Here is a 23,831-nt window from a genome sequence, read left to right as displayed (position 1 = left end):
TGGAAATGTTACAAACTAAAAACACCCCGTTTATATGCAGGCAAGTTCTCAGCTCTCGATGAAAAACAGGAACACGTGTCGCTGACAAGGGTTATGTTCAGTCGCCCCTGCCGGCGGCCGCTATCTCAGTAATACGCGAATTAACTGCACGACGATATACACTCCCGCTACCGCCTGTATGATCCGAAACCCCCATCTCAGATAGCGCCATTGATGGCGTTCGCTGGCATCAGCGGCTTCAATCGCGGGATCATAACGTTTTCTTTTCCTGGTTCTGAATGTATCGAATCCCCACAGGATGAGAAGAAAGATGATGATGATTTTTTCAACGATAAGATGGTTCACAAAGAGAGACTCCGGTCTTCTCACGGTTACAGGCAGAATAGAGAAACCGCCTGGAGGCAGCCACCACTAAATGTAGGGGTACCTGTAGACGCAAGCCAGGCATTCCAGGATTGTCTGTCTGATGACTATGTTAACGCACAGCAACGCCATAAAAATGACATTCATTTCCGACCTATGCTGCCGGCGTCCCCTTCCCCGACGCATCAGGCTGGGTGATAAAACGATGGCGGCTGCCCGGTCACGCGGCGGAACATAGTGGCGAAAGAGGACGCAGATTCATCACGGCGTCTTTCAGGTTTTATCGGTGCGAGAGACGCGACCGGGCGATGCCCTCTCCCCGGGGAGAGGGCCTGATGAGTGGCAGCAAGCTACCCGCGATACGGATGGACCTCGCGCCAGTGGTCGGCGATCTGCTGCCGGGTACAGACCCATACCTTGTCGTGCTGCTGGATATAGTCAAGGAAACGCTGCAGCGCGCGGAAACGGCCCGGACGCCCCAGCAGCCGGCAGTGCATCCCCACGGACATCATCTTCGGCGCGGTTTCCCCCTCGGCGTACAGCACGTCAAAACTGTCTTTCAGGTAGGTATAAAACTGCTCCGCGGTGTTGAACCCCTGGGCGGTGGCAAAGCGCATGTCGTTGGCGTCGAGGGTGTAAGGCACGATCAGGTGCGGTCGACGGCTGCCGTCGCTGCAGGCCACTTCGCTCCAGAAAGGTAAATCATCGCCGTAATAATCGCTGTCGTAGTCAAAGCCGCCGTGCTCCACCACCAGCTGGCGGGTGTTGGGGCTATCGCGGCCGGTATACCAGCCGGTGGGCGGCTTGCCGAACAAATCGGTCAGCACCTGCACCGCTTTGTGCAGATGCTCGCGCTCCTCGGCGATATCCATGTGCTGATAGTGGATCCAGCGCCAGCCGTGGCTGACCACATCGTAATCCGCGGCCTTGATTGCCGCCACAATCTCCGGATGCCGCGCCAGCGCCATCGCCACGCCGAAGACCGTCAGCGGCAGCCCGCGCTGGCTAAACTCGCGATGGATGCGCCAGAACCCGGCCCGACTGCCGTATTCATAGAGCGAGTCCATCGACATATGGCGCGCCGGGTAGCTGGCGGCGCCGATAATATCGGACAGGAACTGTTCCGAACCCGCATCGCCATGCAGGACGTGGTTCTCAGCGCCTTCCTCATAGTTAAGGACGAACTGCACCGCGATCCGCGCCCCGCCCGGCCAGCGCGCGTGCGGCGGCTGCCCTGCATAACCTCGCAGATCGCGAGGATAGTGTTCCTGGTTCTCAACCATCACCTGCCCCTTTTAAAATGGATTTAACGACTGAAACTGTCCGCTTAACGCTTTTTTCTCCGGGAACGCTAAGTCCCCGTGCTTGCTGGTCGCCAGGCCCAGCGCGACCAGCGACTCGACCATCTTCACCGCCGCGCTGACGCCGTCGATCACCGGCACCCGCAGCTCGCGGGTCAGCTCCTGCGCCAGCGTCGCCATCCCGCCGCAGCCAAGGACAATCGCCCCGCTACCGTCCTCGTTCAACGCGCGGATGCAGCGCTCACGCACTTTCTCCTGCGCCAGGCCGCTGCCGTCTTCCAGCGCCAGCACTGGTAAATCAATGGCGTGCAGCGCCGCGCAGTGTTGATGAAAGCCGTACTGGTGCAGCAAATGGCGGGCGATGATCAGCGTGCGCGGCAGCGTGGTCACAATGGAGAACCGGGTGGCGACCATCGTCGCCATGTGCATCGCCGCTTCCGCAATGCCGATCACCGGCCCCTGAGCCAGCTCGCGCGCCGCCAGCAGCCCCGGGTCGCCGAAGCAGGCGATCACATGCCCATCCACTCCCTGCTCGCGTCCGGCCCTGATCTGCTCCAGCACGCCGACCGCCGCGATGGCTTCGTCAAAGTGGCCCTCTATTGACGGCACGCCGGCGCGGGGACAGACCGCAAGGATCTCGGTGCCCGGCGCGGCGACCGCACGCGCGGCGGCGCCTATCGTTTCGGTCATCGCCAGGCTGGTGTTGGGGTTGATCACTTGTATACAAACGGAAGACATCACGACTCCTTGTGGCCGGCGAACAGCCGGGAAAAATCGGGCAGACTGACGCCATCGCGCTCGAAGCACAGGCTGGCGACAATATGATCAAAATGGTGCATCAGCGCCTCGCTAAGCGGCTGCAGGGCTTTATCCCGCAGCAAACCGACCAGCTGCTGGTGATCGTCGCAGCGGCAGCCCTGGCGCCAGGGTGCGCCCCAGGCGGCAATCACTAACGAGGAGCGCTGGCTGAGGCGGGTCACCATCTCGGTGAGTACCGGGTTGCCGGAGATAGCCTGCAGCTGAATATGAAAGTCAGCGGAGTGGCGGATCGCCGCCGGGCCGTCGTGCGCCTCATGGGCCTGCTGTTCACGCTGGATAATGTTCTCCAGCGCCGCCAGATGCGGCGGCTGACAGCGCGCGATCACATCGGGCAGATTAGCGACCTCAAGCAGCGCCCGGGTGCGAAAGATCGCCTGGGACTCTTCCACGCTCGGGCTGGTGACGTGTGCACCACGTTTGGGCGTTAACGTGACCAGTTGCACAGCGGCGAGTCGTTGCAGCACCTTTCTGATGCCGGTGCGGCTCACGGCGAATACTTCCGCCAGCGCCTCTTCCGGCAGTTTGCTGCCCGGCGGCAGCTGATGTTCGACGATAGCCGTCATCAGCGCCTGGTAAATGCTTTCGTCCTTATCCTGCAGCGCTGGCGCGGCCTGGAGACGATGTTCATTATTCATTAACCCACTCCGGTTTCACTTATCGATAGCAGATCGTATACATAAAATTTATTTTTTGTATACAAGATTCATCATTCTGGCCTGGATCCTGCAATAGCCTCAGCAATCCATATCAAAAGGGTTTTCATTCAGAGGAGCAGGTTTCATGCCACATTCATCCCACACGCAGCAGACGAAGACTCACGAGGCGGCCGCCGGCTACAGTCCGCGGCTATGTAATGACGATCTGGCGCCCACCCGCGACCAGAACTGGAGCTGGTACAATATCTTTTCATTCTGGATGTCGGACGTGCACAGCATGGGCGGCTACGTGGTGGCGGCAAGCTTCTTTACGCTTGGGCTGGCCAGCTGGCAGGTTCTGCTCTGCCTGCTGGTGGGCATCTGTATTGTGCAGCTGTGCGCTAACCTGGTGGCGAAGCCCAGCCAGATGGCCGGGGTGCCTTACGCGGTGATCTGTCGCCAGGCGTTCGGTGTCTTCGGCGCCAATATCCCGGCGGTGATCCGCGGGCTGATCGCCTTCGCCTGGTACGGTATTCAGACCTATCTGGCGGCAAACGCCCTGATGCTGGTCCTGCTCAAGTTCTGGCCCTCCCTTGCCTCGCTGACCGGCAGCAGTTTCCTCGGGCTGTCGACGCTCGGCTGGCTGTGCTTCGCCACCATGTGGCTGCTGCAGGCGATGGTTTTCTGGCACGGCATGAACGCCATCAAGCGTTTTATCGACATCGCCGGTCCGGCGGTCTATGTGGTGATGCTGGCCCTGGCGGGCTGGATTGTATACAAGACCGGTCTCGACGGGATCTCCTTTACCCTCGCCAGCAAATCCCTGAGCGCCGGAGAGCAGACCTGGCAGATGATCACCGCCACGGCCCTGGTCGTCTCCTACTTCTCCGGGCCGCTGCTTAACTTCGGCGACTTTTCCCGCTACGGCAAAAGCATGGGCGAGATCCGCCGCGGCAACCGCTGGGGACTGCCGTTTAACTTCCTGCTGTTCTCGGTGGTCACCGTGGTGATTGTCTCCGGCACCCAGTCGCTGTTCGGCAAAATGATCACCGACCCGATTGAAACCGTCAGCCGCGTGGGCAACGATCTGGCGGTGGCCATCGGCCTGCTGACCATGATCACCGCCACCATCGGCATCAATATCGTGGCTAACTTTGTCTCGCCGGCCTTCGATTTTTCCAACTGCGCGCCGCAGAAAATCAGCTTCCGCGCCGGCGGGATGATCGCCGCGGTGGGGTCTATACTTCTGACGCCGTGGAACCTGTTTAACTCACCGGAACTGATCCACTATACCCTCGACGTGCTGGGCGCCTTTATTGGCCCGCTGTTTGGCATCCTGATCGCCGACTTCTATTTGATCAAACGCGGCCGGGTGTCGGTGGACGACCTGTTTGACGATACGCCGAAGGGTAAATACTGGTACCGCAACGGCTTTAACCCGAAAGCGATTGCCGCCCTGCTGCCGTCGGTGGGCCTGGGGCTGATTATCAGCTTTATTCCGGCCCTGCACGAAGTGGCGAACTTCAGCTGGTTTATCGGCGTCTTCCTCGGCGCGACCACCTACCGCTGGCTGGCTCGCGACGAGCGTGAAGTGGCGGCGAAAGCCGCCTTCCGCTCCGGCGCGGTGGCGCAAAAAGAGTAACCTTCCCCTTCTGCCGCGGCGACTGGCCGCGGCAGGCTGCAAACTGGCACCAATCTTGCTGTTTATCACTATTCCCTGAGCGTTAAGAGAAGGCAGGTTCGATGATGGATTACCAGACCGCGGTGCGCGGTGCATTTTTTGATATCGCCGGCGTGGCGGAGACGCCGGATGAGGTGGCCGCCCAGGCCCGCTATCTCAATGATGGCCTGTTGTTCTTGCAGGACGGGAAAATTGTTACGCTGCTGCCATGGCAGGAGGGTGAAGCCTTTCTGCATCCGTTGAAGGGGTATGTTGACCTGCGGGGTAAGCTGCTGTTGCCGGGGTTCGTCGATGCCCATGTCCACTATCCGCAGACCGAGATGATCGGCGCCTTTGGCGAACAGCTGCTGGAGTGGCTTACCACTTACACCTTCCCGGTGGAGAGCCAGTTTGCCGACGCGGAGTATGCCCAGGAGATAGCGCAGTTTTTTGTCAATCAGCTGATTAGCCATGGCACCACCACCGCGCTGGTGTTTTGTACCCTGCATCCGGCCTCGGTGGAGGCGTTGTTCAGCGAAGCGCTGCGCCTCAATATGCGCCTGATCGCCGGAAAGGTGATGATGGATCGCCATGTGCCCGACTATCTGTGCGAAACCGCCGGGGAAAGCTACGAGCAGACCCGGGCGCTGATCCGCCGCTGGCATCAGCGCGGCAGGCTGGGGTATGCCATCACCCCGCGCTTTGCCCCCACCTCGACGCCGGCGTTGCTGGAGGCGGTGCAGCGTCTGCGGGCCGAGTTTCCCGATACCTGGCTGCAGACGCATCTCAGTGAAAACCGGGAGGAGATCGCCTGGGTTAAACAGCTGTGGCCGGAGCATGCACGCTATCTGGATGTCTATCATCATTACCAGCTCACCGGCGAACGCAGCGTATTTGCTCACGGGATCCATCTTGATGATGCCGAGTGGCAGTGCCTGCATGACACCGGGTCCGCCGTTGCCTTCTGTCCGACCTCGAATCTGTTCCTCGGCAGCGGGCTGTTCCGCCTGCCCGCCTGCTGGCAGCACCGGGTGCGGATGGGCATCGGCAGCGACGTCGGGGCCGGGACCACCTTCAGCATGCTGCGAACGCTGGGTGAGGCCTACAAGGTAGGACAACTACAGAGCTATCGCCTGCGCGCCAGCGAGGCCTTCTATCACGCCACTCTCGGCGGGGCGCGCGCCCTGCGGCTGGAAGAGAAGATTGGCAATTTTCAGCCGGGCAAAGAGGCCGACTTTGTGGTCATTGACCCGGCGGTCACTCCGCTGCAGCGTCTGCGGATGGGCCGCTGCCATGATATTTATGAGCAGCTGTTCGTACTGATGACCCTGGGCGATGAGCGCAATATCAGCGAGACGTGGGTGAACGGCGAGCGGGTGTGGTGTCAGGATTGATCCTCGCCCTGGCCCTCTTCAAAAGGGAGATGGCGCTGGCTGGGTTAGTGGCATTCAAAAACTCATCGCCAGGCCGAGGCCATAGCCCGTGGTGTTATTGCCGAACATATAGCGCGCCACCAGCCGGGTGCGGGTGATAAAGACCGGGTATTTACTGCTGTCCAGTTCGAGACCAACCCCCAGGGAGGTCAAACCGGTAAAACCCAGCGCCCCTCGCTGGTCGCCGATAAATTCAGTATGCGCGCCCTCCAGCACGTAGCGCAGCGGGTTGCCCAGCAGCGTCCAGTCAGCGATCGGTGCGCGGCGGCGCAGATACAGACCGAGATTCTCCGCGCTGGCTTCACCCTGCACCACCTCGGCGCTGCTGCCGAAACTTTGCAGATGCATATAGGAGTAACGCAGTTCGGCATCAATATCCTGGGTGGCGGAGAAGCGTTCATAATCCAGCATCAGCGCCCCGCCCAGCCCCCAGGCGTTGAAGCGTCCGCCGTCAAGAAACTGCAGATCGGCGTTGGTTTTTCGCTCTATGACCCAGCGGCCAAGGCGTACATCGCTGGCCAGGGTGCCGAGCATCACATTGACGATCGGCCGCAGCACCAGGTTACCTCCGAGGCTGTCCCGATGCAGCGAAAAATCCCAGCCGACGCCGCCGGTGGTGGTCAGACTGTTCCATTTGGTCGGCACATTCCGCGTCTGTTGGCCATTACTGACGACGAATCGCGGGTCGTAACGGCTGTAGCCCATTGTGCCTTCGAGGTAAAGAGGAAACGACTCGCTCAGGGTCGCTCCGCCGCCAAACTGGGTGATGGTCAGGTTGTGTTTATCGTTGCTCCCGGAACCGATGTTGAGATCGCTGGCGGTCACGTCGGGAACCACGGTATAGCTCATCAAGGTCAATACCGCATCGGCACGTTGTTTAATCGCGTGCCCGTCCGCCGCCAGCGTCGTCGGCGCAGAAAGAGAGACTACCGACAGCAGAACGAGAAGACGCACCATACGTTGTTTGCCACCTCAAACACAGGCTAATCTTATTACCACCCGTTACAGCAGGCTGGCTCATCCTCAGTATAGTCGGCGAGCGCGAATCAGGCTGCGCCACCGCTATTGCGCAACAGTTCCGCACTGTCAAAAGGCATACGCGTTACCCGGTTGCGCCCGTCATTTTTCGCCGCATACAGCGCTTTATCGACGCGGTAAAACAGCTGATCAATCGCTTCGCCATCATGATGCTCGGCGACGCCGATGCTGACGGTGACCGACAGCGTCTGATATTCGCTGACCGCCTGGCGGATCGCCTCCGCCACCATCAGCGCGCGGGCGATCGGCGAATGGGGCAAAAAGAGCAGAAACTCCTCGCCTCCCCAGCGATATATCTTATCTTCACGGTCCACCGAGGTTTCCAGAATGCGGGAGATCACCAGCAGAACTTCATCGCCTTTTTGATGACCGTGAATATCATTAATACTCTTGAAATGATCGATATCGATTAACAACAGACAAAAACCATGGGCGATAAACGACGGCGCGTCGACGAGCCGGTAAAATTCGCGGCGATTTAACAGTCCGGTTAAGGGATCGTGGGCGGCGGAAAATTCCAGCTCTTTTTTCAGATGCACTTCTTCGGTGATATCGTGAATGATGCATAACATCAGCCGGATATTATACAGCACCACCGGCCCGGCATAGGTTTGAACATGGCGCAGCGAACCGTCAGCCAGAATATGAGTAAAATTAAGCGGCTTATGCCCGCCGGGCATATTGGCAATATTATTCATAATGGGGATCACATCCCGGCCCAGGGTATTAATTTGCCAGGTATGTTTGGTGCGCATTTCCTCATCGGAATAATGATAAAAGCGCAGCGCGGCAATATTGGCATCGACAATCCGGCCCTCTTTCTGAGGATCGATCAACAGCATCGGCGCGGTATTGGTCATAAAAAAGCGGGCAAAAAAGCCATTGTTCCGCCGCTGGTAGCGGCGAGAGCCGGTATGAATCGACTGATTTTGCGCGAGCAGCTTCACCGCTTCGAATAACAGTAAGGTGCCGCTGTCCTCGGTCTCCACCAGGGTGGTTTTACAATATACCGACTGCAACCCTTTGGCGGTCTGCAGCGTCCAGACTTCAAATATCTCAGTCATGGCGTCGAGATAGCGCAAATAATGCTGCAGCTGCGTTTCCGGGCAGGTGGAATAGATACCGTTGCGCATCTCATTCAGCGACATATCGCCGCTCAGCGTCCGGGAAGCCTGATTGGCATAGACCACACACTCTGTAAAAGGATGGACTACCCAGATCGGGGTGCTTAATACATCAAAAACAGCCAGTTCTTTTAATAACATACAGGCCCCAAACCGACCCACTCCCGGCGCGGAACGGCACATCATTCAGTGCAGCCCTGACGCTGGCATAAAGTGATAGCAAAAATAATCGAGTAACCGTCATTACGCGCGTGCGCGGCAAGTATAGTCGGTTCCTGGCCCAGCGACGCCCACCCGGAGCGACTTTGCGCACGGTTTAACCGACAGAGGAGACACTGCCTTTATTATTAATTTTATTTCAATAGCATAGCAGCAATGCCAGAACGGGTAGTCGCTTTTGATCACAGACTGTGTATACCCGTCACACTTTACGCTGCAGGGGCGCAGGCTTGTGCCGTGGCACGCAGATGGCCGTTGTTCTGCTCAGCGTTACCATGATAGTTTCTATCATAACGCTCATTTCCAATGGTCATCACAGTGAAAAAATCCGCCAGCAAAATCACGCTTACCGACATTGCGCGCGAAGCCAACGTCGGCGTGGCCACCGTCGACCGGGTACTCAACAAACGCGCGGCGGTGAAAGAATCTACCGCGTACCGCGTGCTGGAGGCAGCCCGGCGGCTGGGGTTTACGCTCGAACAGCCGCACTATCGCCTGGCCGCCGGCAAAGCGCCGGTTACCGTCAGGATGGGCTTTATTCTGCTGCAGGAGACCCACTCCTTCTACCTGCCGCTGGCGAGGGCGCTCGCAAGAGAGGCCGCGCCGTGGCTGCCGGCGGGCGAGACGCCGACGATCCTGCATTTTGCCATTGATGCGGTGGAAGCGATGGCCCAGGCCATTCACCGGCTCAGCGATGAGGTGGAGGTGCTCGGCCTGGTGGCGCTGGATCACCCGCTGATCCGCCATGCGGTGGGCCGGGCCGCCGCCCGCGGCGTTCGCGTATTCACCCTGCTTTCGGATCTGTCGGTTCCCCAGCGCAGCGGCTATATCGGCCTTGATAACCAAAAAGCCGGGCGCACCGCCGCCTGGTTTATCGACCGCTTATGCCGTGGCGAAGGCGAAATAGCCATTATCATTGGCGATAATCGTTTTACCTGTCAGGAAAGCTGTGAGATCAGCTTCCGCTCCTGTCTGCGCGAGCAGGGTAAAGGGCAGCAGATCCTTGAGCCGGTTCGCAGCCATGAACGGGCGGATATCGCCAGAAGCGTAACGGAACAGCTGCTCAGCCAGTACCCGGCCCTGCAGGCGATCTATGCTCCCTGCGGCGGCATTGAAGGGATTGTCGGGGCGCTGCGCGACAGCGGCCGCCAGCAGGCCGTCACCCTGGTCTGCCATGGCCCGCTAAGCGACAGTGAACTGGCGCTGATCGATGGCACCATCGATGTCATTCTCAACCACCGGCTGGATGACTTTGCCGCCTCCACCCTGCGCGCCATGACGGAAGCCGTTTCGCGGCCGCCCAGCGAAGTGATTTCGCACCCTCAGCCTTTCGATATCATCACCAAAGAAAATATGTAAACGCCCGCCCCGTCGCCGACGGGGCGGCCTCACACCTGGACCACGCCTGGACTCGTTTTGATAAATAACTATCAAAAACAACCTCAATACAAATCATGACGGCCATCATAAAATTATCATTCCAACATTGTTGGCTATGAAATTTTCATTCAATACTCAGCGGCATCCCCTGTGATAAAAGGAAGCCGACATGACCTATCCTATCGCCAACGCCCCCTGCAGCTGGGGCGTGGATGACCCGAAAAACCCTGACCTTCCCGCCTGGGCTACCGTGCTGAAGGAGGCGGCGCAGGCCGGCTATCGCAGCATCGAGCTCGGCCCGTGGGGCTACCTGCCCACCGACCCGAGCAGCCTGCGCGCGGCGCTGGAGCAGCATCAGCTGTCGCTGGTCGCCGGGACGATCTTTGACGATCTGGTGAGCGAAGACCATTATCCCACTCTGGAGGCGCTGACCCATCAAATCTGCCGCAATCTGTCGCAGGTTCCGACCGCCGCCCCCATCCCGGGGCACCCTTTCCAGCCGCCCTATCTGGTGATTATCGACTTCGGCAACCCCGAGCGGGCGCGCTTTGCCGGACGCAGCGCGCTGGCTCCGCGCCTCAATGACGCAGACTGGCAGCGGATGATCGCGCACATTACCGCCCTCAGCACCCTCGCCTGGCGGGAGTACGGCGTGCGGGCGGTTATCCATCCCCACGCCGGGGGCTGCATCGAATTTGCCGATGAAATCGAGCGGCTGGCCAACGCTATCCCGCACGACGTGGCAGGGTTGTGTCTGGATACCGGGCATCTCTACTACGCCGGAATGGATCCGCTCACCTGGCTGGATCGCTATTACGCGCGGCTCGACTACCTGCACTTCAAGGATGTGGATCCGCAGGTTTACCAGCGCGCCGTCGCCGAAGGCATCGACTTTTTCACCGCCTGCGCCGAAGGGGTGATGTGCCCGCTCGGCAGCGGCGCCATTGACTACCCGGCCATTAACGATTTTCTTGCCCGCCGCGGCTATCAGGGCTGGATAACCATTGAACAAGAGCGTGATCCGCGCCATGCCGCAGGCAGCCTGCAGGCGGTCACGGAGAGCCTGCGCTATCTGCGCGGCGTTGGATTCTGACAGGAGAACCCCATGATTAACGGTTTAAGACCGCTCGACCGCACCCTGCGCTGGGGCATGGTCGGCGGCGGCGGCAGCAGCCAAATCGGCTATATTCACCGCTCTGCCGCCCTGCGCGATAACACCTTTGCGCTGCTGGCCGGTGCCTTTGATATTGATGCCGATCGCGGGCGCCAGTTCGGCCAACAGCTGGGGGTGGATCCCGCACGCTGTTACGCCGATTACCAGAGTCTGTTTCGCGGCGAGGCTGCCCGCCCGGACGGTATTCAGGCCGTATCGATTGCCACGCCGAATAACACCCACTATGCCATCTGTCGGGCGGCGCTGGAGGCCGGGCTGCACGTGGTATGTGAAAAGCCGCTGTGCTTCAGCAGCGAAGAGGCGGACGAACTGATGGCCCTCAGCCAGCGGCAGCGTAAGATCATCGGCGTGACCTACGGCTATGCCGGCCATCAGATGATCCTGCAGGCCCGGCAGATGATCGCCGACGGACTGCTGGGCGACATCCGTATCGTCAATATGCAGTTTGCTCATGGCTTCCACGCCCAGCCGGTGGAGCAGGAAAACGCCAGTACCCGCTGGCGGGTCGAGCCCCGCTTCGTCGGCCCCAGCTATGTGCTGGGGGATCTTGCCACTCATCCGCTGTTTCTGGTCGAAACCATGGCCCCGCAGTTGAAGATCGCCCGGCTGATGTGCGCCAGACAAAGCTTCGTCAAAAGCCGCGCCCCGCTGGAAGATAACGCGCATGTGCTGATGGAGTATGACAACGGCGCCGTCGGCTCGCTGTGGAGCTCCGCCGTTAACTGCGGCTCCATGCACGGGCAAAAGGTGCGCATCGTGGGGGAAAAAGCCAGTCTTGAATGGTGGGATGAACAGCCCAACCAGCTGCGCTACGAGGTGCAGGGCGAACCGGCGCGCGTTCTGGAGCGCGGCATGGGCTATCTTGATCCGCTGGCGCGCCAGGACGATCGCATCGGCGGTGGCCACCCGGAGGGGCTGTTCGACGCCTGGTCGAATCTCTATCGCCGCTTCGCCATCGCTATGGACGCCGCAGACCGGCGTGACGAGGCGCTGTTGGCGGACTTCTGGTATCCGGACGCCCGCGCCGGGGCGTTCGGCGTCCGCTGGGTGGAAAACTGCGTACGCTCTGCCGACAACGGCGCCTGTTGGGTCAACTTCCGCTAATTCGCCGGCTCAGGGCCTCGCCCTGAGCCTTTCTCGCTACTTCTCAATGCGCGCCAGCTGGGTTTTATCGGCCTCGCGGGCGCGATCGGCCAGCCCCTGAAACGCGGCAGCGCCATAGTATTGCTCAGGAACCGGCAGCGCCTGCATATCGTGCCCCGGATAGATCTGCAGCTCGCCGAGGTCGCGCAAGCGGAATCCCCCCACCTGCGCCGGCATGGTCAGGCGATATGGCGGCATGGTTTCGAAAGGGACCGGCGTCGGTAGCCGGTTTTCCTGCAGATCGTAATTACGCTTCAGCACCAGAAACTTATCCGGCACCCGGCGGCGACTGTTCCACCAGTCGCCATCGATCCGCTGGAACATCGCTTCCGTCTCCCCTCGCGTGGCCACCATCAGCCGGGTCAGCGCCTTTTTCAGCGCCGCCTCCATGGCCCGGTTATACGCTTCCACAGACCCGCCGTGGCCGCTAAGGATGACGTTAATCGCCAGCCTGGCGCCCAGTAAGTTGGAGTAGAGATCCTCCGGCGAAAACGCGGAGATCTCCTCTGAAAACCCGGGCACTGACTGGAAGCCATACCACTGGGCGATCTCATGCCACTGGGCGATTTCGAAGGCCAGATGCCCGGCGAGCCAGGCCGCCAGCTGATAGCGCTGCCTGACCCCCGCCGGCGGCGTAAAGGCATTGAGCTGAACGCGGCGCACGCCAAGTTCTTCGCTGTAGAATATGCGCCCCGCCTGGCCCAGCGTCGGCGAAATGCGATTGAACAGATAAAAGGTGTAATCCGCCGTGTCGCGCACATGGGCAATATCGATAAACCCGCCGCGACGGGTATAGATAAGCCCGTTCTGCTCCTCGCTCAGCCCCAGCAGATTTTTCACCGCGCCGAGCGCGCTGTCGTTGTAATGGTGCTTGCCCAGGGTATCCAGGGTCAGCACGTTACCAATCTGATACACCGGGATCGGAATGCCCACCGCCCGCACGTGCAGGTCGTAGCCAAAGGCGCAGCATGGCCGCAGCGATTCCGGCGGCGACAGCTCGCCCAGGGTGGGCGCAGGATGGATCGCCGTCACGGCGGGCAACACCGGGTCCTGCGCCAGCGCCGGCAGCGCCAGCGCGAATAACAGCCATAAGGCTTTACGCATCAACAGCCTCTCCACAGCAACAAAAGAGCGCGCATCTTACCGGCAGACGGCGCCTGCAGTTTTAGTTAAAAACGGTATTCACCGGAGACAAAGAAGCTGTTGCGGTCGTTAAAACCGAATTCAGTCAGCACGTTAAAGTTTTTGGTGACCTCATACTGGGCGCCAATCAGCATATTCCACGGCGAGGTCAGCTTCTGCTTAACGTCGAATTTGCCCTCGCCGTCTTTATTGACCGCAGCAATAAGGGGCTGCAGCTCTGGCGGCATGTGCAGGTCGGCGAGATCGCCCTTAAACTCCTGCTGCACGTCCTGATACATGCTGCCGACCCACAGGCTGAGATGGGACGGCCCGTCGATCCCCTGAAAACTGAAACGGTAGCCGACGCGCGGCGAGACGGTGACCGCCGAAATGCTGCCGTCGAGGATATCGAAGTCGGTGCGGGTATAGTTAGTATCCACTAACCCAAACCAGTTGCCGTAGCCGCCGGCGAGCGTAAAGCCGGCCCCCCAGGTGGTGCCTTTAAAATCAAGGGTAAAATCAATATCCTGCAACTTCCCGCTCTGATAAAGCTGGTGAACCGCGCCGGCGATGACCCGATCCAGGCCGCGAAACTGCGACGGATCTGAATCCACTGAAACCTGGGAGACGGACGACCCGCGGGTATGCCCCACCAGTCCGTATACGTTGAGGAACGGAAAGACCCACATATCCAGGCGCAGGTTTTCGGTTTTGCTTTTCTCGCGGGTGTGTCCGGCATCGATGGCGAACATATCGCTGGGAATGGGATGATTGCCGAGCTTAAGCCCGGAAAAGGTAATACTGTCGACCATGATATCCTGGCGGATATTCATATAGCTCAGGTTGACGCCGTAGGGTAACGGAATGGAATATCCTCTGGCGCGAGCCTCATCGCCCCAGATCGGAAAATAGCTGTCGCTGTCGTCCGGCTCCGCAGCCGACGTGCCCCAGGTCGCTAACAGCAGCGTTAACACCGCGCCGGATGTTCTCATTTTTGTTCTCATGTGTAGTTATAAACCCGAACCGACATTGAAATAGACCGCCTGCTCATGCTCGCTGAACGCCACGTCAATCCCGGTACGCAAACCGTACTGTCGCGCGATCAGGTAACGAAAACCAGCCCCCCATGCCACCTCTGACTGTTCCCATAGCGTTTCCGCCGCGTCCGCCGCGCTCCCGGCGCCAACGAATCCCTGCAGGATCCAGCGCGGAGTGACGGCCCAGGCCAGCTGGGTTTGCGCCGTGGCCACGTAGTCGCCCTGATAGCGGTAGCGCGAAATCCCACGCAGCGCGATGTAAGGACGCGCCATCGGCATCAGGTGCTTATCATGGTGGGTTAAGGACTGATAATTGCCCGCGACCGCCAGGGTCAGCGTCTGGCTGAGCGGAATAAACACCTTCCCGTCCAGCGAAAACGTGTTGTAGTGATAATCGCCCCCGAGCAGCGAACGGAAAAACCGATATTCTCCCTTCAGCGCTAACCCACTCTGAGGATAGAAAATATTATCGGTAGTGTCATATTCCGCCACCACCCCCAGCGCCGAAGAGGTGCTGTTTTGCCCGAGCACCTGCTGCCAGACCCGGTTGACCCGCGGATTATCGAAAGCGACATCCGCCCGGGCATACACCTGGGAGGCCCCGAGGAACACCGGCGTATCGCCCACGCGAAACAGCAGCTTTTGCAGCGCGGCGACCCCTTTGGTCTGCGTCTGCACCGGTTTAGCATGGCTGAAGCCGCCGGTATCGCCGGAATAGATATCCAGATTGACGTTAGCGTAGCCGGCTCCCGCCAGGTAACGAATGCGATCATGCCGCCAGGTGTGACGATGGCCGCCGCCTATAAACCAGGTGCCATTCTGCGTGGCGGCCCCGCCGAAAGCGGTGAGCGGCGGAGGAATAAACTGCCCGCCCTCCCGGCTGCCTTTACCGTGTAAAAACAGGCCAAACAGTCCGCCGCCATAGCCGATCGCCGGCTCGGTTATCGCCAGCGGCACCGGCAGAAAACCGTAACGGTTTTCCGCCAGATATTGACTCATGTCGAGCATGCTATCTTCCGCATCGAAGAGATCGGCGGCATCGCCAGGCGGGCACAACAGGAACAGAAGCGCCAGCGCGGACAGCGGGAATTTCATGCTCACTCCAGGGCGTTGGGGCGCGCACGACACGCGTGGCGAACAGGATTATTACATCGGAATAATGAAAATATAACGTAACCGGAGAACCCTCACCAACGCGCAGCGGCCTGTTTTTCGGGTATTTTTGTACAAAAAAGAGCTGGCCGTCACAGAAAAACGCCTTCGCGCCGCCGGTCGGCGCGATGATTGTATTCATAAGGTGAATGTCGTATAACATAGCGCTACCGAGGGGTGTCCCGTGAGGGCTGAGATGGCGCAAGCCGAACCCTTTGAACCTGATCTGGGTCATGCCAGCGAAGGGACGGGTCGGCAATTTTGCCAGCATTACCGCCATTGCCTGTTCACACCCCTGCACGCCCGGATCTCCCCTGCATAAATGGAGGTCCTGTGATTGTTCCCGCGTTTAGCCAAGGTCTTTATGGCCGTTTACGCCAGCTGGCCGCCGCTGACTGGCAGCACTATGTGGCGCACCCTTTCGTTCAGCAGCTTGCCGAAGGCACCCTGGCGAAAAGCGCGTTCCGTCGCTATCTGACCCAGGATTATCTGTTTCTGATCCATTTCGCCCGCAGCTACGCGCTGCTGGTGAGTAAACTGCGCACGCTGCCGGAGATGCGCGCCGCGGCCGCCTCCATGAACGCCATCCTTAACGAAGTGCCGCTGCACGTCGGCTACTGCGCCCAGTGGGGCATTAGCGAACCGGAGATGGCCGCCCAGCCCGAAGCGCCAGAAACCATCAATTACACTCGCTACGTGCTGGATATCGGTCATTCAGGCGACGCGCTGGATCTGCTGGTCGCCCTGATGCCCTGCGTGGCGGGTTACGCCGAAATCGGTCTGGGCCTGCTGCATCACCCCGCCACCCGCCTGGAGGATAATCCTTACGCCTCGTGGATCCGAAACTATGGCGATGAAGGCTATCTGCAGGGCGTCAGCGCCGCGCTGGCGCTGCTGGAGACCGTGTGGCAACAGCGCGGAAGCGAGGCCCGCCTCGCCGGGCTGAGCGACATCTTCACCACCGCCACCCGCCTGGAGGCGCAGTTCTGGCAGATGGGGCTTAACGCCGCGTCGGAGTCCCGGGCGTGACGGCGCCAGGTATCGAGGTCCGTAAGCTGAGCCTCCATTTCGACGACCGCCGCCTGTTCGATAACCTGTCGCTGACGGTCCCCGGCGGCCAGTGGGTGTCGCTGCTCGGCGCCAGCGGGGCCGGTAAAACCAGCCTGCTGCGGGTCATGGCCGGCCTGGCCCCCGCCACCCGCGGGGAAGTGGTCGCCAGCGACGGAAAGCCGATACCCGGCCGCCTGGCGTGGATGGGGCAGAAAGACCTGCTTTACCCCTGGCTGAGCGTTCGGGAGAACGTCGCCCTCGGCGCGCGGCTGCGCGGTGAGAAAGTGGATCACGCCCGGGTCGCCACCCTGCTTGAACAGGTGGGGCTCGCCTCCTGCGCCGACGCCCGGCCGGCGACGCTCTCCGGCGGGATGCGTCAGCGCGCCGCGCTGGCCCGCACCCTGTATGAGGACCGGCCCATCGTGCTGATGGATGAGCCCTTCTCGGCGCTGGACACCCTCACCCGCACGCGCATTCAGACCCTCGCGGCCACTCTGCTGGCGGGGCGCACGGTGGTGCTGATCACCCACGATCCGCTGGAAGCCTGCCGGCTGAGCCACCGTCTGCTGGTCCTCTCGGCCGCCGACGGGGAGATCGACGACAGCCATCACCTCACCGGCGCGCCTCCGCGCGCGCCGGATGCGCCCGAGCTGTTGAACGCCCAGGCGGCGCTGCTGCAGCAGCTAATGAGGGCCCACTCATGACTGGACGTCTCTGGCGCGGCGGCATGGTGTTCTGCGGACTGATGCTTCTCTGGGGGCTGGCCAGCCGCAGCGGCATTCCGCACTTTCTTTTGCCCTCCCCGGCGGCGGTCGCCGAGGCGCTGTGGGTCAATCGCGCCTATCTCGGCTGGCACACGCTGATTACCCTTAGCGAGATCCTCAGCGGCCTGGCGCTGGGGGTGGCGCTCGGCGTCACGCTGGCGCTGGGCATGATCCTCTCCCCGCGCCTGCAGCGCTGGCTGATGCCGCTGGTGCTCACCAGCCAGGCGATCCCGGTCTTTGCCCTCGCCCCGCTGCTGGTGCTGTGGCTGGGGTTTGGCATGAGCGCCAAAGTGGCGATGGCGGTGCTGGTGATTTTCTTTCCCGTCACGTCCGCCTTCTTTGACGGCTTGCGACGGGTCAACCACGAGTATCTCGATCTGGCGCGCAGCATGAACGCCTCCTTCGGCGCTCAGCTGCGGCATGTCCGCCTGATGGCCGCCCTGCCGGCGCTGGGCTCGGGCCTGCGCATGGCGGCGGCGGTGGCCCCCATCGGCGCCATTATCGGCGAATGGGTCGGCTCCGCCGAGGGGCTGGGCTACGTCATGCTCAATGCCAACGCTCGGCTGCAAACCGATATCTGCTTCGCCGCGCTGTTTATTTTAGTACTGCTGACCCTCTTCCTGTGGCTGGCGGTAGACACCCTGCTGCACCGGCTGATCGACTGGTCGCCGGAATAATCATGAAGTAATAAAGGAAAACAGATGAAAACGTCGCTTTTCGCCGGAGCAACCCTGACGGCGCTGCTCAGCGGTCACGCGCTGGCCAATGAACCGCTCACCCTGGTGCTGGACTGGTATATTAACCCCGACCATGCGCCGATTATGGTGGCCGAGCAGATCGGCGCCTTTAAGGCCCAGGGTCTGGACGTCAAGATTGTCCCCCCGTCGGATCCGGCGCTGCCGCCCCGCATGGTGGCCGCCCGTCAGGCGGACCTGGCCATCACCTACCAGCCGCAGGTGCACTTCTTCGCTGACGAAGGGTTACCGCTGGTGCGCGTGGGCACCCTGATCGGCTCGCCGCTGAACACGGTGATCGCCCTGGATAAGCAGATCAAAACCCCGGCGGATCTGCAAGGCAAGAAGGTGGGTTACTCGGTCAGCGGCATTGAGCAGGCCACCCTGTCGACCATGGCGCAGCATGCGGGGATCGATCCGGCCAGTATCAAGCTGGTCAACGTCAATTTTCAGCTGACCAGCGCTCTGCTGGCGGGCCAGGTGGACGCGGTCATCGGCGGTTATCGTAATATAGAAGCGCAGGAGCTGAAGCTGCAGGGCAAAGCCCCGGTGGTGATGAACGTTGAGGATTATGGCGTACCGGCCTATGACGAGCTGGTGATTGTCGCCCACCGCGACGCGATTCATGAGGCGAAAATCCGTAAATTCCTCACCGCCCTGCAGGCCGGGGTCAGCTACCTGCGCGCGCATCCGCAGGAGAGCTGGGAGGCGTTCGCCGCCGCGCATCCGGAGCTGAAGACCGAGCTTAACCATCAGGCGTGGCTGCAAACCGTGCCGCTGTTCGCCGCCGATCCGGCGGCGCTGGATAAAGCGCGCTACGACACTTACGAACAGTTTTTATATAACAATAAGTTGGTGAAAAAAGTTACACCTTTAACAAATTATGCGGTTGAGCTGCATTGACTCTTGCTATCGCTGACGGAAGGCTTTCCGTCAGCGCTTTAACGCAGCGGCAATAAAAATATAGAGACTTTCTCACTAATAATTACACTTTAAAGGGTTATCGTTACTCAGGGTTGTTTTATTATAATTCAGCAGGTTACGTTAATTTTTACCCCGGTAAGAATAACGTCAAAATAACGCAATCAATAAAACGTTGAATGCGGATTTAAAAAGCCATATATTGTGCGCGCTTTATGAATGCCAATTCAATTCCTTACACCAATTATTCAACCAGCGTTCAACCGCAATGCTGGTTGTGGGAGTGATATGATGACGGATAAAGTCCGTATTGATACTTTACGTGCCGATTTATTAGACGCAAACAACGAAACCTTTTTGGCCCGTCAGGCCGAATTCGAATCGAATGTCAGGAGTTACCCGCGTAAGTTACCGCTGGCTATCACTAAAGCTGAAGGCGTGTGGCTGACGGATGCGGATAACAAACAGTACCTGGACTGCCTCGCCGGCGCCGGTACTCTCGCTCTGGGCCACAACCACCCTGATGTATTGCAGAGCATCCAAAGTGTCATTACCAGCGGCTTGCCGTTACATACTCTCGATCTGACTACCCCGTTAAAAGATCGTTTCTCCGAATACCTGCTCTCTTGCCTGCCGGGCGAAGGGAAAGAGTATTGCCTGCAGTTCACCGGTCCTTCCGGCGCTGACGCCGTGGAAGCGGCGCTGAAGCTGGCGAAAAAATACACCGGCCGTACGTCGGTGATCAGCTTCTCCGGCGGCTATCACGGGATGACCCACGGCGCGCTGTCGGTCACCGGCAACCTGTCGCCGAAAGCGGCGGTCAACGGCATGATGCCGGAAGTGCAGTTTATGCCTTACCCGCACCTGTACCGCTGCCCGCTGGGCATCGGCGGCGAAGCCGGCGTCAAAGCGCTGACCTACTACTTCGAAAACATGATCAACGACGTGGAGAGCGGCGTCCGTAAACCGGCGGCCGTGATCCTCGAAGCCGTTCAGGGCGAAGGCGGCGTGAACCCGGCGCCGGTCGAGTGGCTGCAGCGCATCCGCAAAGTGACCGAAGAGCACGGCATTTTGCTGATCGTCGATGAAGTGCAGGCCGGCTTTGCCCGTACCGGTAAATTCTTCGCCTTCGAACACGCCGGTATTCAGCCGGACATCATCGTGATGTCGAAAGCGGTTGGCGGCGGTCTGCCGCTGGCGGTGCTGGGCATTAAAAAGCAGTTCGACGCCTGGGAACCGGGTCACCACACCGGCACCTTCCGCGGCAACCAGCTGGCGATGGCTACCGGCCTGACCACCCTGCGTCACCTGCGCGACAACAACATTGCCGACAAAGTCGCCGCCCAGGGCGAGTGGCTGAAAGGCAAACTGGCGGAGCTGCAGAAGCGCTACCCGGTCATTGGCCACGTTCGCGGTCTCGGTCTGATGATCGGTATCGAAATCGTCAAGCCGAACGACGCGCAGGATCACATGGGCTGCTACCCGGCTGACGGCGAACTCTCTGCCCTGCTGCAGAAGAAATGCTTCGAAGCGGGCCTGATTCTGGAGCGCGGTGGCCGTCACGGCTGCGTGCTGCGCCTGCTGCCGTCCCTGCTGATCAGCGACGCGGAACTGAATGTGTTCCTCGACAAATTTGAACAGGCCCTGCTGGCCGCCGGTGTGAAACCGGTCTGAGTGGAGTCAGTGACCACCATGTCCACATTGAATCCGATTCTTGCTGGTTCGGCGCAGAGCGTTGAGGCCTATCAGCAGGTTATCGAGCAGACCAGTCAGGCCGTTGTGCAGTGGCTGAAGCAACCTGAGATGTATCAGGGGAAAAGCGTTGACGAACTGCGTGAGCGTATCTCCCTTGAATTTAACGAACAGGGGTTGGGTAACCAGGCGGCGATTGATCGTGCGATCGAGTACTTCCTGAAAGACAGCCTGTCGGTGCATCACCCACAGTGCGTGGCGCACCTGCACTGCCCGAGCCTGGTGATTAGCCAGGCGGCGGAAGTGCTGATCAACGCCACCAACCAGAGCATGGACTCCTGGGATCAGAGCCCGTCGGCGACCATCATTGAGATGAAGCTGATCGAGTGGCTGCGCGCCCGGGTCGGCTATCCGGCAGGCGACGCCGGCGTCTTCACCAGCGGCGGCACCCAGAGCAACCTGATGGGCCTGATGTTGGCGCGCGACGCCTTCTTCGCCCGTCAGGGACACTCCATCCAGCAGGATGGACTGCCGGGGGATATCCGCCAGTACAAAGTGCTGTGCTCGGAAAACGCCCACTTCTCGGTGCAGAAGAACATGGCGCTGATGGGTCTCGGCTACCGCTCGGTTACGCTGGTGAAAACCGACGAATTCGCGCGGATGGACGTGGCCGACCTGAAGGCGAAGATTGCGCAGGCGCAGGCTAACGGCGAACAGATCATGGCGATCGTCGCCACCGCCGGGACCACCGACGCGGGGGCTATCGACCCGCTGCGCGACATCGCTGGTATCGCCGCGGAGCATCAGATCTGGCTGCACGTTGACGCGGCCTGGGGCGGCGCGCTGCTGCTGTCTGAGCAGTATCGCGACTACCTTGACGGTCTGGAGCTGGTGGATTCCGTTACCCTGGACTTCCACAAGCAGTTCTTCCAGACCATCAGCTGCGGTGCCTTCCTGCTGAAGGATGCCCGCCATTACGAGCTGATGCGTTATCAGGCGGCCTATCTGAACTCCGAGTTCGATGAAGAACACGGCGTGCCGAACCTGGTCTCCAAATCGCTGCAGACCACCCGCCGCTTCGATGCCCTGAAGCTGTGGATGGGCCTCGAAGCGCTGGGGCAGAAACAGTATGCGGCGATCATCGATCACGGCGTCACCATGGCGAAAAACGTCGCGGAGTACGTGAAGTCGCAGCCGACGCTGGAGCTGGTGATGCAGCCGCAGCTGGCGAGCGTGCTGTTCCGTTCTCGTCCGGCGCAGATGGCGCAGAGCGACGCGGCGGCTATCGCCCTGCTCAACCAGCGCGTCGGCGACGCCCTGCTGGCTTCCGGCCGCGCCAACGTTGGCGTGACCGAGCACAACGGCGTTACCTGCCTGAAGCTGACCCTGCTGAATCCGGTGGTGACGCTGGATGATGTGAAGGTCCTGCTGAGCCTGGTGGAGCGCACCGCTCAGGAGCTGCTGGCGCAATAATCTGCCTGAGCGAGGCGGCGCCTGTCGCCCCGCTCAGCGGCCAGCCCTGCCTGCACTAAGCCGATAAGTTCCCTTATCGGCTTTTTTTATGCCTGCCTGCGCGACTGGCGCGCGCTTCTACGCTTCTCGCCGCAGGGTCCGTTGACGCCTGCCCGCCGCGATGCCACAGTAAGGTCCCGATAATGGCAATCGCCAGAATCCAACGTCCCGGTAATAAGGATGATAATGGAGAAACGCTTACCCGGCCTCGATCTCGACGCCCTGCGCAGCTTTGTGACCGGCATGGAGTGCGGCAGCTTCGCCCTGGCGGCGCAGCGTCTGGCGCGCTCCACCTCCGCCGTCAGCGCCCAGCTCAAAAAGCTGGAGAGTCAGTGCGGCGCCGCGCTGGTGGTTAAACAGGGGCGTCACCTGGCGCTGACCGCGGAGGGCGAAAAGCTAATGAGCTACGCCAGACGGCTGCTGGCGCTCAATGATGAAACCCTGCGCGCGCTGCAGGGCGAACGGCTCACTGGCGAAATTCACCTTGGCATGCAGGAAGATTTTGGCGAATCGCTAATGCCGGGGATCCTTGGGCAGTTTACCCGCCACCATCCGCAGGTGCGGATCGTCGCCAGGGTGGATCGCAATGGCCCGCTGCGCCAGGCGCTGGCGGAGCAGATGCTGGATCTGGCGCTGCTGTGGCAAACCGAAGATCAGGGCCCTGGGCTGGGCCGCTGCCCGCTGGCGTGGATTGCGCATCCTGACTTTGACGTTCGCGCGTGGCTGGCGTCCGGCGAGCCGCTGCCGCTGGTGATGTTCGACAGCCCGTGCTTGATGCGTTCCCGCGCTATTGCCTGTCTCGATGCCGCAGGGATCCCCTGGCAGGTGGTGTTCGTCAGCCACAGCCTGAGCGGCATCTGGGCGGCGGTGCAGGCCGGCCTGGGGCTGACGGTACGCAGCCGCATCGGCATGCCAGGCAATCTGCGCCCCGCCGGCGGATCACTGCCATCCCCCGGCAACCTGGCCGTCAGTCTGCAACAACCCCCGCGTCAGGAACCCCATTCCGCCGCGGTCACGCTGCTCGGCGAACTGATGTCCGAGGCCCTGCAGGAGTGGGTTGTTCGGTGACAGTGTCACGCCAGTTTCCCTCACCCTAACCTTCTTCCGGAGGGAGAGGGAACCGTTCGGCAACGTCTGTTACCCCGGCCAAGATTCTGTCTCCACCCGCTACGTAACCCGCCTTACCGGGCCTGCACCCGGCACCGTAACCCCCCAGGCCGGGCAAGCGCAGCGCCGCCCGGCAACAGGCATCCAGCACCGTTCCCGCTTCGATGCCCGGTGGCGGCTGCGCCTTACCGGGCCTACATTCTCCCTGCGCACTCCTGTAGGCCGGGCAAGCGTAGCGCCGCCCGGCAATGAGCATTCTGCGCCGTTCCCGCTTCGATGCCCGGTGGCGGCTGCGCCTTACCGGGCCTACATTCTCCCTGCGCACTCCTGTAGGCCGGGCAAGCGTAGCGCCGCCCGGCAACAGGCATCCAGCACCGTTCCCGCTTCGATGCCCGGTGGCGGCTGCGCCTTACCGGGCCTACATTCTCCCTGCGCACTCCTGTAGGCCGGG

At 60.7% G+C, this 23,831-nt stretch carries 20 protein-coding genes, 2 pseudogenes and 1 riboswitch; of the genes and pseudogenes, 12 read left to right on the top strand and 10 right to left on the bottom strand.

Annotation, left to right across the window (positions count from 1 at the left end; all coding sequences use genetic code 11):
- Window positions 1-120 precede the first annotated feature (120 nt).
- From L2I46_RS19845 to L2I46_RS19825, 5 genes and pseudogenes are all read right to left on the bottom strand, one after another.
- Window positions 121-345: a hypothetical protein gene (locus L2I46_RS19845; protein WP_032452936.1), complete on the bottom strand. Its 225-nt coding sequence runs from the start codon at window positions 343-345 to the stop codon at window positions 121-123.
- A gap of 203 nt (window positions 346-548) precedes the next feature.
- Window positions 549-623: pseudogene (locus L2I46_RS19840) on the bottom strand (hypothetical protein); the annotation flags it as partial.
- A 90-nt stretch (window positions 624-713) separates the two neighbouring features.
- Complete coding sequence (puuE, locus tag L2I46_RS19835) at window positions 714-1,613, bottom strand: allantoinase PuuE (RefSeq protein WP_223171644.1); 900 nt, start codon at window positions 1,611-1,613, stop codon at window positions 714-716.
- Window positions 1,537-2,402: pseudogene (hpxA, locus tag L2I46_RS19830) on the bottom strand (allantoin racemase). The gene puuE and the pseudogene hpxA overlap by 77 nt, the downstream one beginning before the upstream one ends.
- A complete protein-coding gene (locus tag L2I46_RS19825; protein WP_002905523.1) occupies window positions 2,402-3,118 on the bottom strand; it encodes a GntR family transcriptional regulator in 717 nt (238 codons plus the stop codon). The pseudogene hpxA and the gene L2I46_RS19825 overlap by 1 nt, the downstream one beginning before the upstream one ends.
- 145 nt (window positions 3,119-3,263) lie before the next feature.
- Here L2I46_RS19825 and L2I46_RS19820 point away from each other — a divergent pair, with 145 nt between their 5' ends.
- On the top strand, window positions 3,264-4,760 hold the full coding sequence (locus L2I46_RS19820) for an NCS1 family nucleobase:cation symporter-1 (RefSeq protein WP_023289774.1): 1,497 nt from the start codon (window positions 3,264-3,266) through the stop codon (window positions 4,758-4,760).
- 101 nt (window positions 4,761-4,861) lie between these two features.
- The gene (gene guaD, locus L2I46_RS19815; protein ID WP_023289775.1) at window positions 4,862-6,172 is read left to right on the top strand and encodes a guanine deaminase; all 1,311 of its coding nucleotides are present in this window, start codon (window positions 4,862-4,864) and stop codon (window positions 6,170-6,172) included.
- A 54-nt stretch (window positions 6,173-6,226) separates the two neighbouring features.
- Here guaD and L2I46_RS19810 read toward each other — a convergent pair whose 3' ends face one another.
- Window positions 6,227-7,168, bottom strand: a complete 942-nt coding sequence (locus L2I46_RS19810) for a hypothetical protein (protein WP_072420135.1) — start codon at window positions 7,166-7,168, stop codon at window positions 6,227-6,229.
- A gap of 89 nt (window positions 7,169-7,257) precedes the next feature.
- Window positions 7,258-8,514, bottom strand: coding sequence for a sensor domain-containing diguanylate cyclase (locus tag L2I46_RS19805; RefSeq protein ID WP_032452941.1), 1,257 nt, complete (start codon window positions 8,512-8,514; stop codon window positions 7,258-7,260).
- Between the two features lie 396 nt (window positions 8,515-8,910).
- Here L2I46_RS19805 and L2I46_RS19800 point away from each other — a divergent pair, with 396 nt between their 5' ends.
- From L2I46_RS19800 to L2I46_RS19790, 3 genes are all read left to right on the top strand, one after another.
- A complete protein-coding gene (locus tag L2I46_RS19800; RefSeq protein WP_085551122.1) occupies window positions 8,911-9,951 on the top strand; it encodes a LacI family DNA-binding transcriptional regulator in 1,041 nt (346 codons plus the stop codon).
- Window positions 9,952-10,141: 190 nt separating this feature from the next.
- Window positions 10,142-11,065, top strand: coding sequence for a TIM barrel protein (locus L2I46_RS19795; protein WP_236948162.1), 924 nt, complete (start codon window positions 10,142-10,144; stop codon window positions 11,063-11,065).
- A gap of 12 nt (window positions 11,066-11,077) precedes the next feature.
- Complete coding sequence (locus L2I46_RS19790) at window positions 11,078-12,250, top strand: Gfo/Idh/MocA family protein (RefSeq protein ID WP_236948161.1); 1,173 nt, start codon at window positions 11,078-11,080, stop codon at window positions 12,248-12,250.
- Between the two features lie 36 nt (window positions 12,251-12,286).
- Here the strand turns inward: L2I46_RS19790 and L2I46_RS19785 are convergent, their stop codons facing one another.
- From L2I46_RS19785 to L2I46_RS19775, 3 genes are all read right to left on the bottom strand, one after another.
- Complete coding sequence (locus L2I46_RS19785) at window positions 12,287-13,393, bottom strand: DUF4056 domain-containing protein (RefSeq protein ID WP_023289781.1); 1,107 nt, start codon at window positions 13,391-13,393, stop codon at window positions 12,287-12,289.
- 65 nt (window positions 13,394-13,458) lie between these two features.
- Window positions 13,459-14,403 carry a hypothetical protein gene (locus L2I46_RS19780; protein WP_085551103.1) on the bottom strand — a complete coding sequence of 315 codons (945 nt, stop codon included), beginning with the start codon at window positions 14,401-14,403 and terminating at the stop codon, window positions 13,459-13,461.
- An 18-nt stretch (window positions 14,404-14,421) separates the two neighbouring features.
- Window positions 14,422-15,543, bottom strand: coding sequence for a BamA/TamA family outer membrane protein (locus tag L2I46_RS19775; protein WP_102002470.1), 1,122 nt, complete (start codon window positions 15,541-15,543; stop codon window positions 14,422-14,424).
- A gap of 220 nt (window positions 15,544-15,763) precedes the next feature.
- A riboswitch (TPP riboswitch) is annotated at window positions 15,764-15,865 on the top strand.
- A gap of 68 nt (window positions 15,866-15,933) precedes the next feature.
- Here L2I46_RS19775 and tenA point away from each other — a divergent pair.
- The 7 genes from tenA (at window position 15,934) to L2I46_RS19740 (ending at window position 23,341) form a co-directional block, all read left to right on the top strand.
- Entirely contained in the window at window positions 15,934-16,629 is a 696-nt protein-coding gene (gene tenA / locus L2I46_RS19770; protein ID WP_048335800.1) for a thiaminase II, read from the top strand.
- The gene (locus L2I46_RS19765) at window positions 16,626-17,354 is read left to right on the top strand and encodes an ABC transporter ATP-binding protein (protein ID WP_236948160.1); all 729 of its coding nucleotides are present in this window, start codon (window positions 16,626-16,628) and stop codon (window positions 17,352-17,354) included. The genes tenA and L2I46_RS19765 overlap by 4 nt, the downstream gene beginning before the upstream one ends.
- Window positions 17,351-18,091 (top strand): ABC transporter permease, encoded by a 741-nt coding sequence (locus L2I46_RS19760; RefSeq protein WP_032452953.1) that lies wholly within the window; start codon window positions 17,351-17,353, stop codon window positions 18,089-18,091. Before L2I46_RS19765 ends, L2I46_RS19760 begins: the two co-directional genes overlap by 4 nt.
- A gap of 24 nt (window positions 18,092-18,115) precedes the next feature.
- Entirely contained in the window at window positions 18,116-19,051 is a 936-nt protein-coding gene (locus L2I46_RS19755) for an ABC transporter substrate-binding protein (protein WP_032452954.1), read from the top strand.
- Window positions 19,052-19,357: 306 nt separating this feature from the next.
- The gene (locus L2I46_RS19750; RefSeq protein ID WP_121936040.1) at window positions 19,358-20,743 is read left to right on the top strand and encodes a diaminobutyrate--2-oxoglutarate transaminase; all 1,386 of its coding nucleotides are present in this window, start codon (window positions 19,358-19,360) and stop codon (window positions 20,741-20,743) included.
- Window positions 20,744-20,752: 9 nt separating this feature from the next.
- Window positions 20,753-22,234, top strand: a complete 1,482-nt coding sequence (locus L2I46_RS19745; protein WP_072413243.1) for a pyridoxal phosphate-dependent decarboxylase family protein — start codon at window positions 20,753-20,755, stop codon at window positions 22,232-22,234.
- Window positions 22,235-22,447: 213 nt separating this feature from the next.
- Complete coding sequence (locus tag L2I46_RS19740; RefSeq protein ID WP_236948177.1) at window positions 22,448-23,341, top strand: LysR substrate-binding domain-containing protein; 894 nt, start codon at window positions 22,448-22,450, stop codon at window positions 23,339-23,341.
- Window positions 23,342-23,831: the final 490 nt, after the last annotated feature.

This window comes from Klebsiella sp. 2019SCSN059 (assembly GCF_021739525.1).
GTDB classification, from domain to species: Bacteria; Pseudomonadota; Gammaproteobacteria; order Enterobacterales; family Enterobacteriaceae; genus Klebsiella; species Klebsiella quasipneumoniae.
The sequence above is the reverse complement of the archived record's forward strand: the minus strand, read 5'-3'. Positions and strand labels throughout refer to the sequence as shown.

What these genes read in the sequence shown, in the direction of transcription:
- L2I46_RS19825 (WP_002905523.1), bottom strand. Translation starts at nt 3,118, where the DNA reads ATGAATAATGAACATCGTCTCCAGGCCGCGCCAGCGCTGCAGGATAAG.
- L2I46_RS19820 (WP_023289774.1), top strand. Translation starts at nt 3,264, where the DNA reads ATGCCACATTCATCCCACACGCAGCAGACGAAGACTCACGAGGCGGCC.
- guaD (WP_023289775.1), top strand. Translation starts at nt 4,862, where the DNA reads ATGATGGATTACCAGACCGCGGTGCGCGGTGCATTTTTTGATATCGCC.
- L2I46_RS19810 (WP_072420135.1), bottom strand. Translation starts at nt 7,168, where the DNA reads ATGGTGCGTCTTCTCGTTCTGCTGTCGGTAGTCTCTCTTTCTGCGCCG.
- L2I46_RS19805 (WP_032452941.1), bottom strand. Translation starts at nt 8,514, where the DNA reads ATGTTATTAAAAGAACTGGCTGTTTTTGATGTATTAAGCACCCCGATC.
- L2I46_RS19795 (WP_236948162.1), top strand. Translation starts at nt 10,142, where the DNA reads ATGACCTATCCTATCGCCAACGCCCCCTGCAGCTGGGGCGTGGATGAC.
- L2I46_RS19790 (WP_236948161.1), top strand. Translation starts at nt 11,078, where the DNA reads ATGATTAACGGTTTAAGACCGCTCGACCGCACCCTGCGCTGGGGCATG.
- L2I46_RS19785 (WP_023289781.1), bottom strand. Translation starts at nt 13,393, where the DNA reads ATGCGTAAAGCCTTATGGCTGTTATTCGCGCTGGCGCTGCCGGCGCTG.
- L2I46_RS19780 (WP_085551103.1), bottom strand. Translation starts at nt 14,403, where the DNA reads ATGAGAACATCCGGCGCGGTGTTAACGCTGCTGTTAGCGACCTGGGGC.
- L2I46_RS19775 (WP_102002470.1), bottom strand. Translation starts at nt 15,543, where the DNA reads ATGAAATTCCCGCTGTCCGCGCTGGCGCTTCTGTTCCTGTTGTGCCCG.
- L2I46_RS19760 (WP_032452953.1), top strand. Translation starts at nt 17,351, where the DNA reads ATGACTGGACGTCTCTGGCGCGGCGGCATGGTGTTCTGCGGACTGATG.
- L2I46_RS19755 (WP_032452954.1), top strand. Translation starts at nt 18,116, where the DNA reads ATGAAAACGTCGCTTTTCGCCGGAGCAACCCTGACGGCGCTGCTCAGC.
- L2I46_RS19750 (WP_121936040.1), top strand. Translation starts at nt 19,358, where the DNA reads ATGATGACGGATAAAGTCCGTATTGATACTTTACGTGCCGATTTATTA.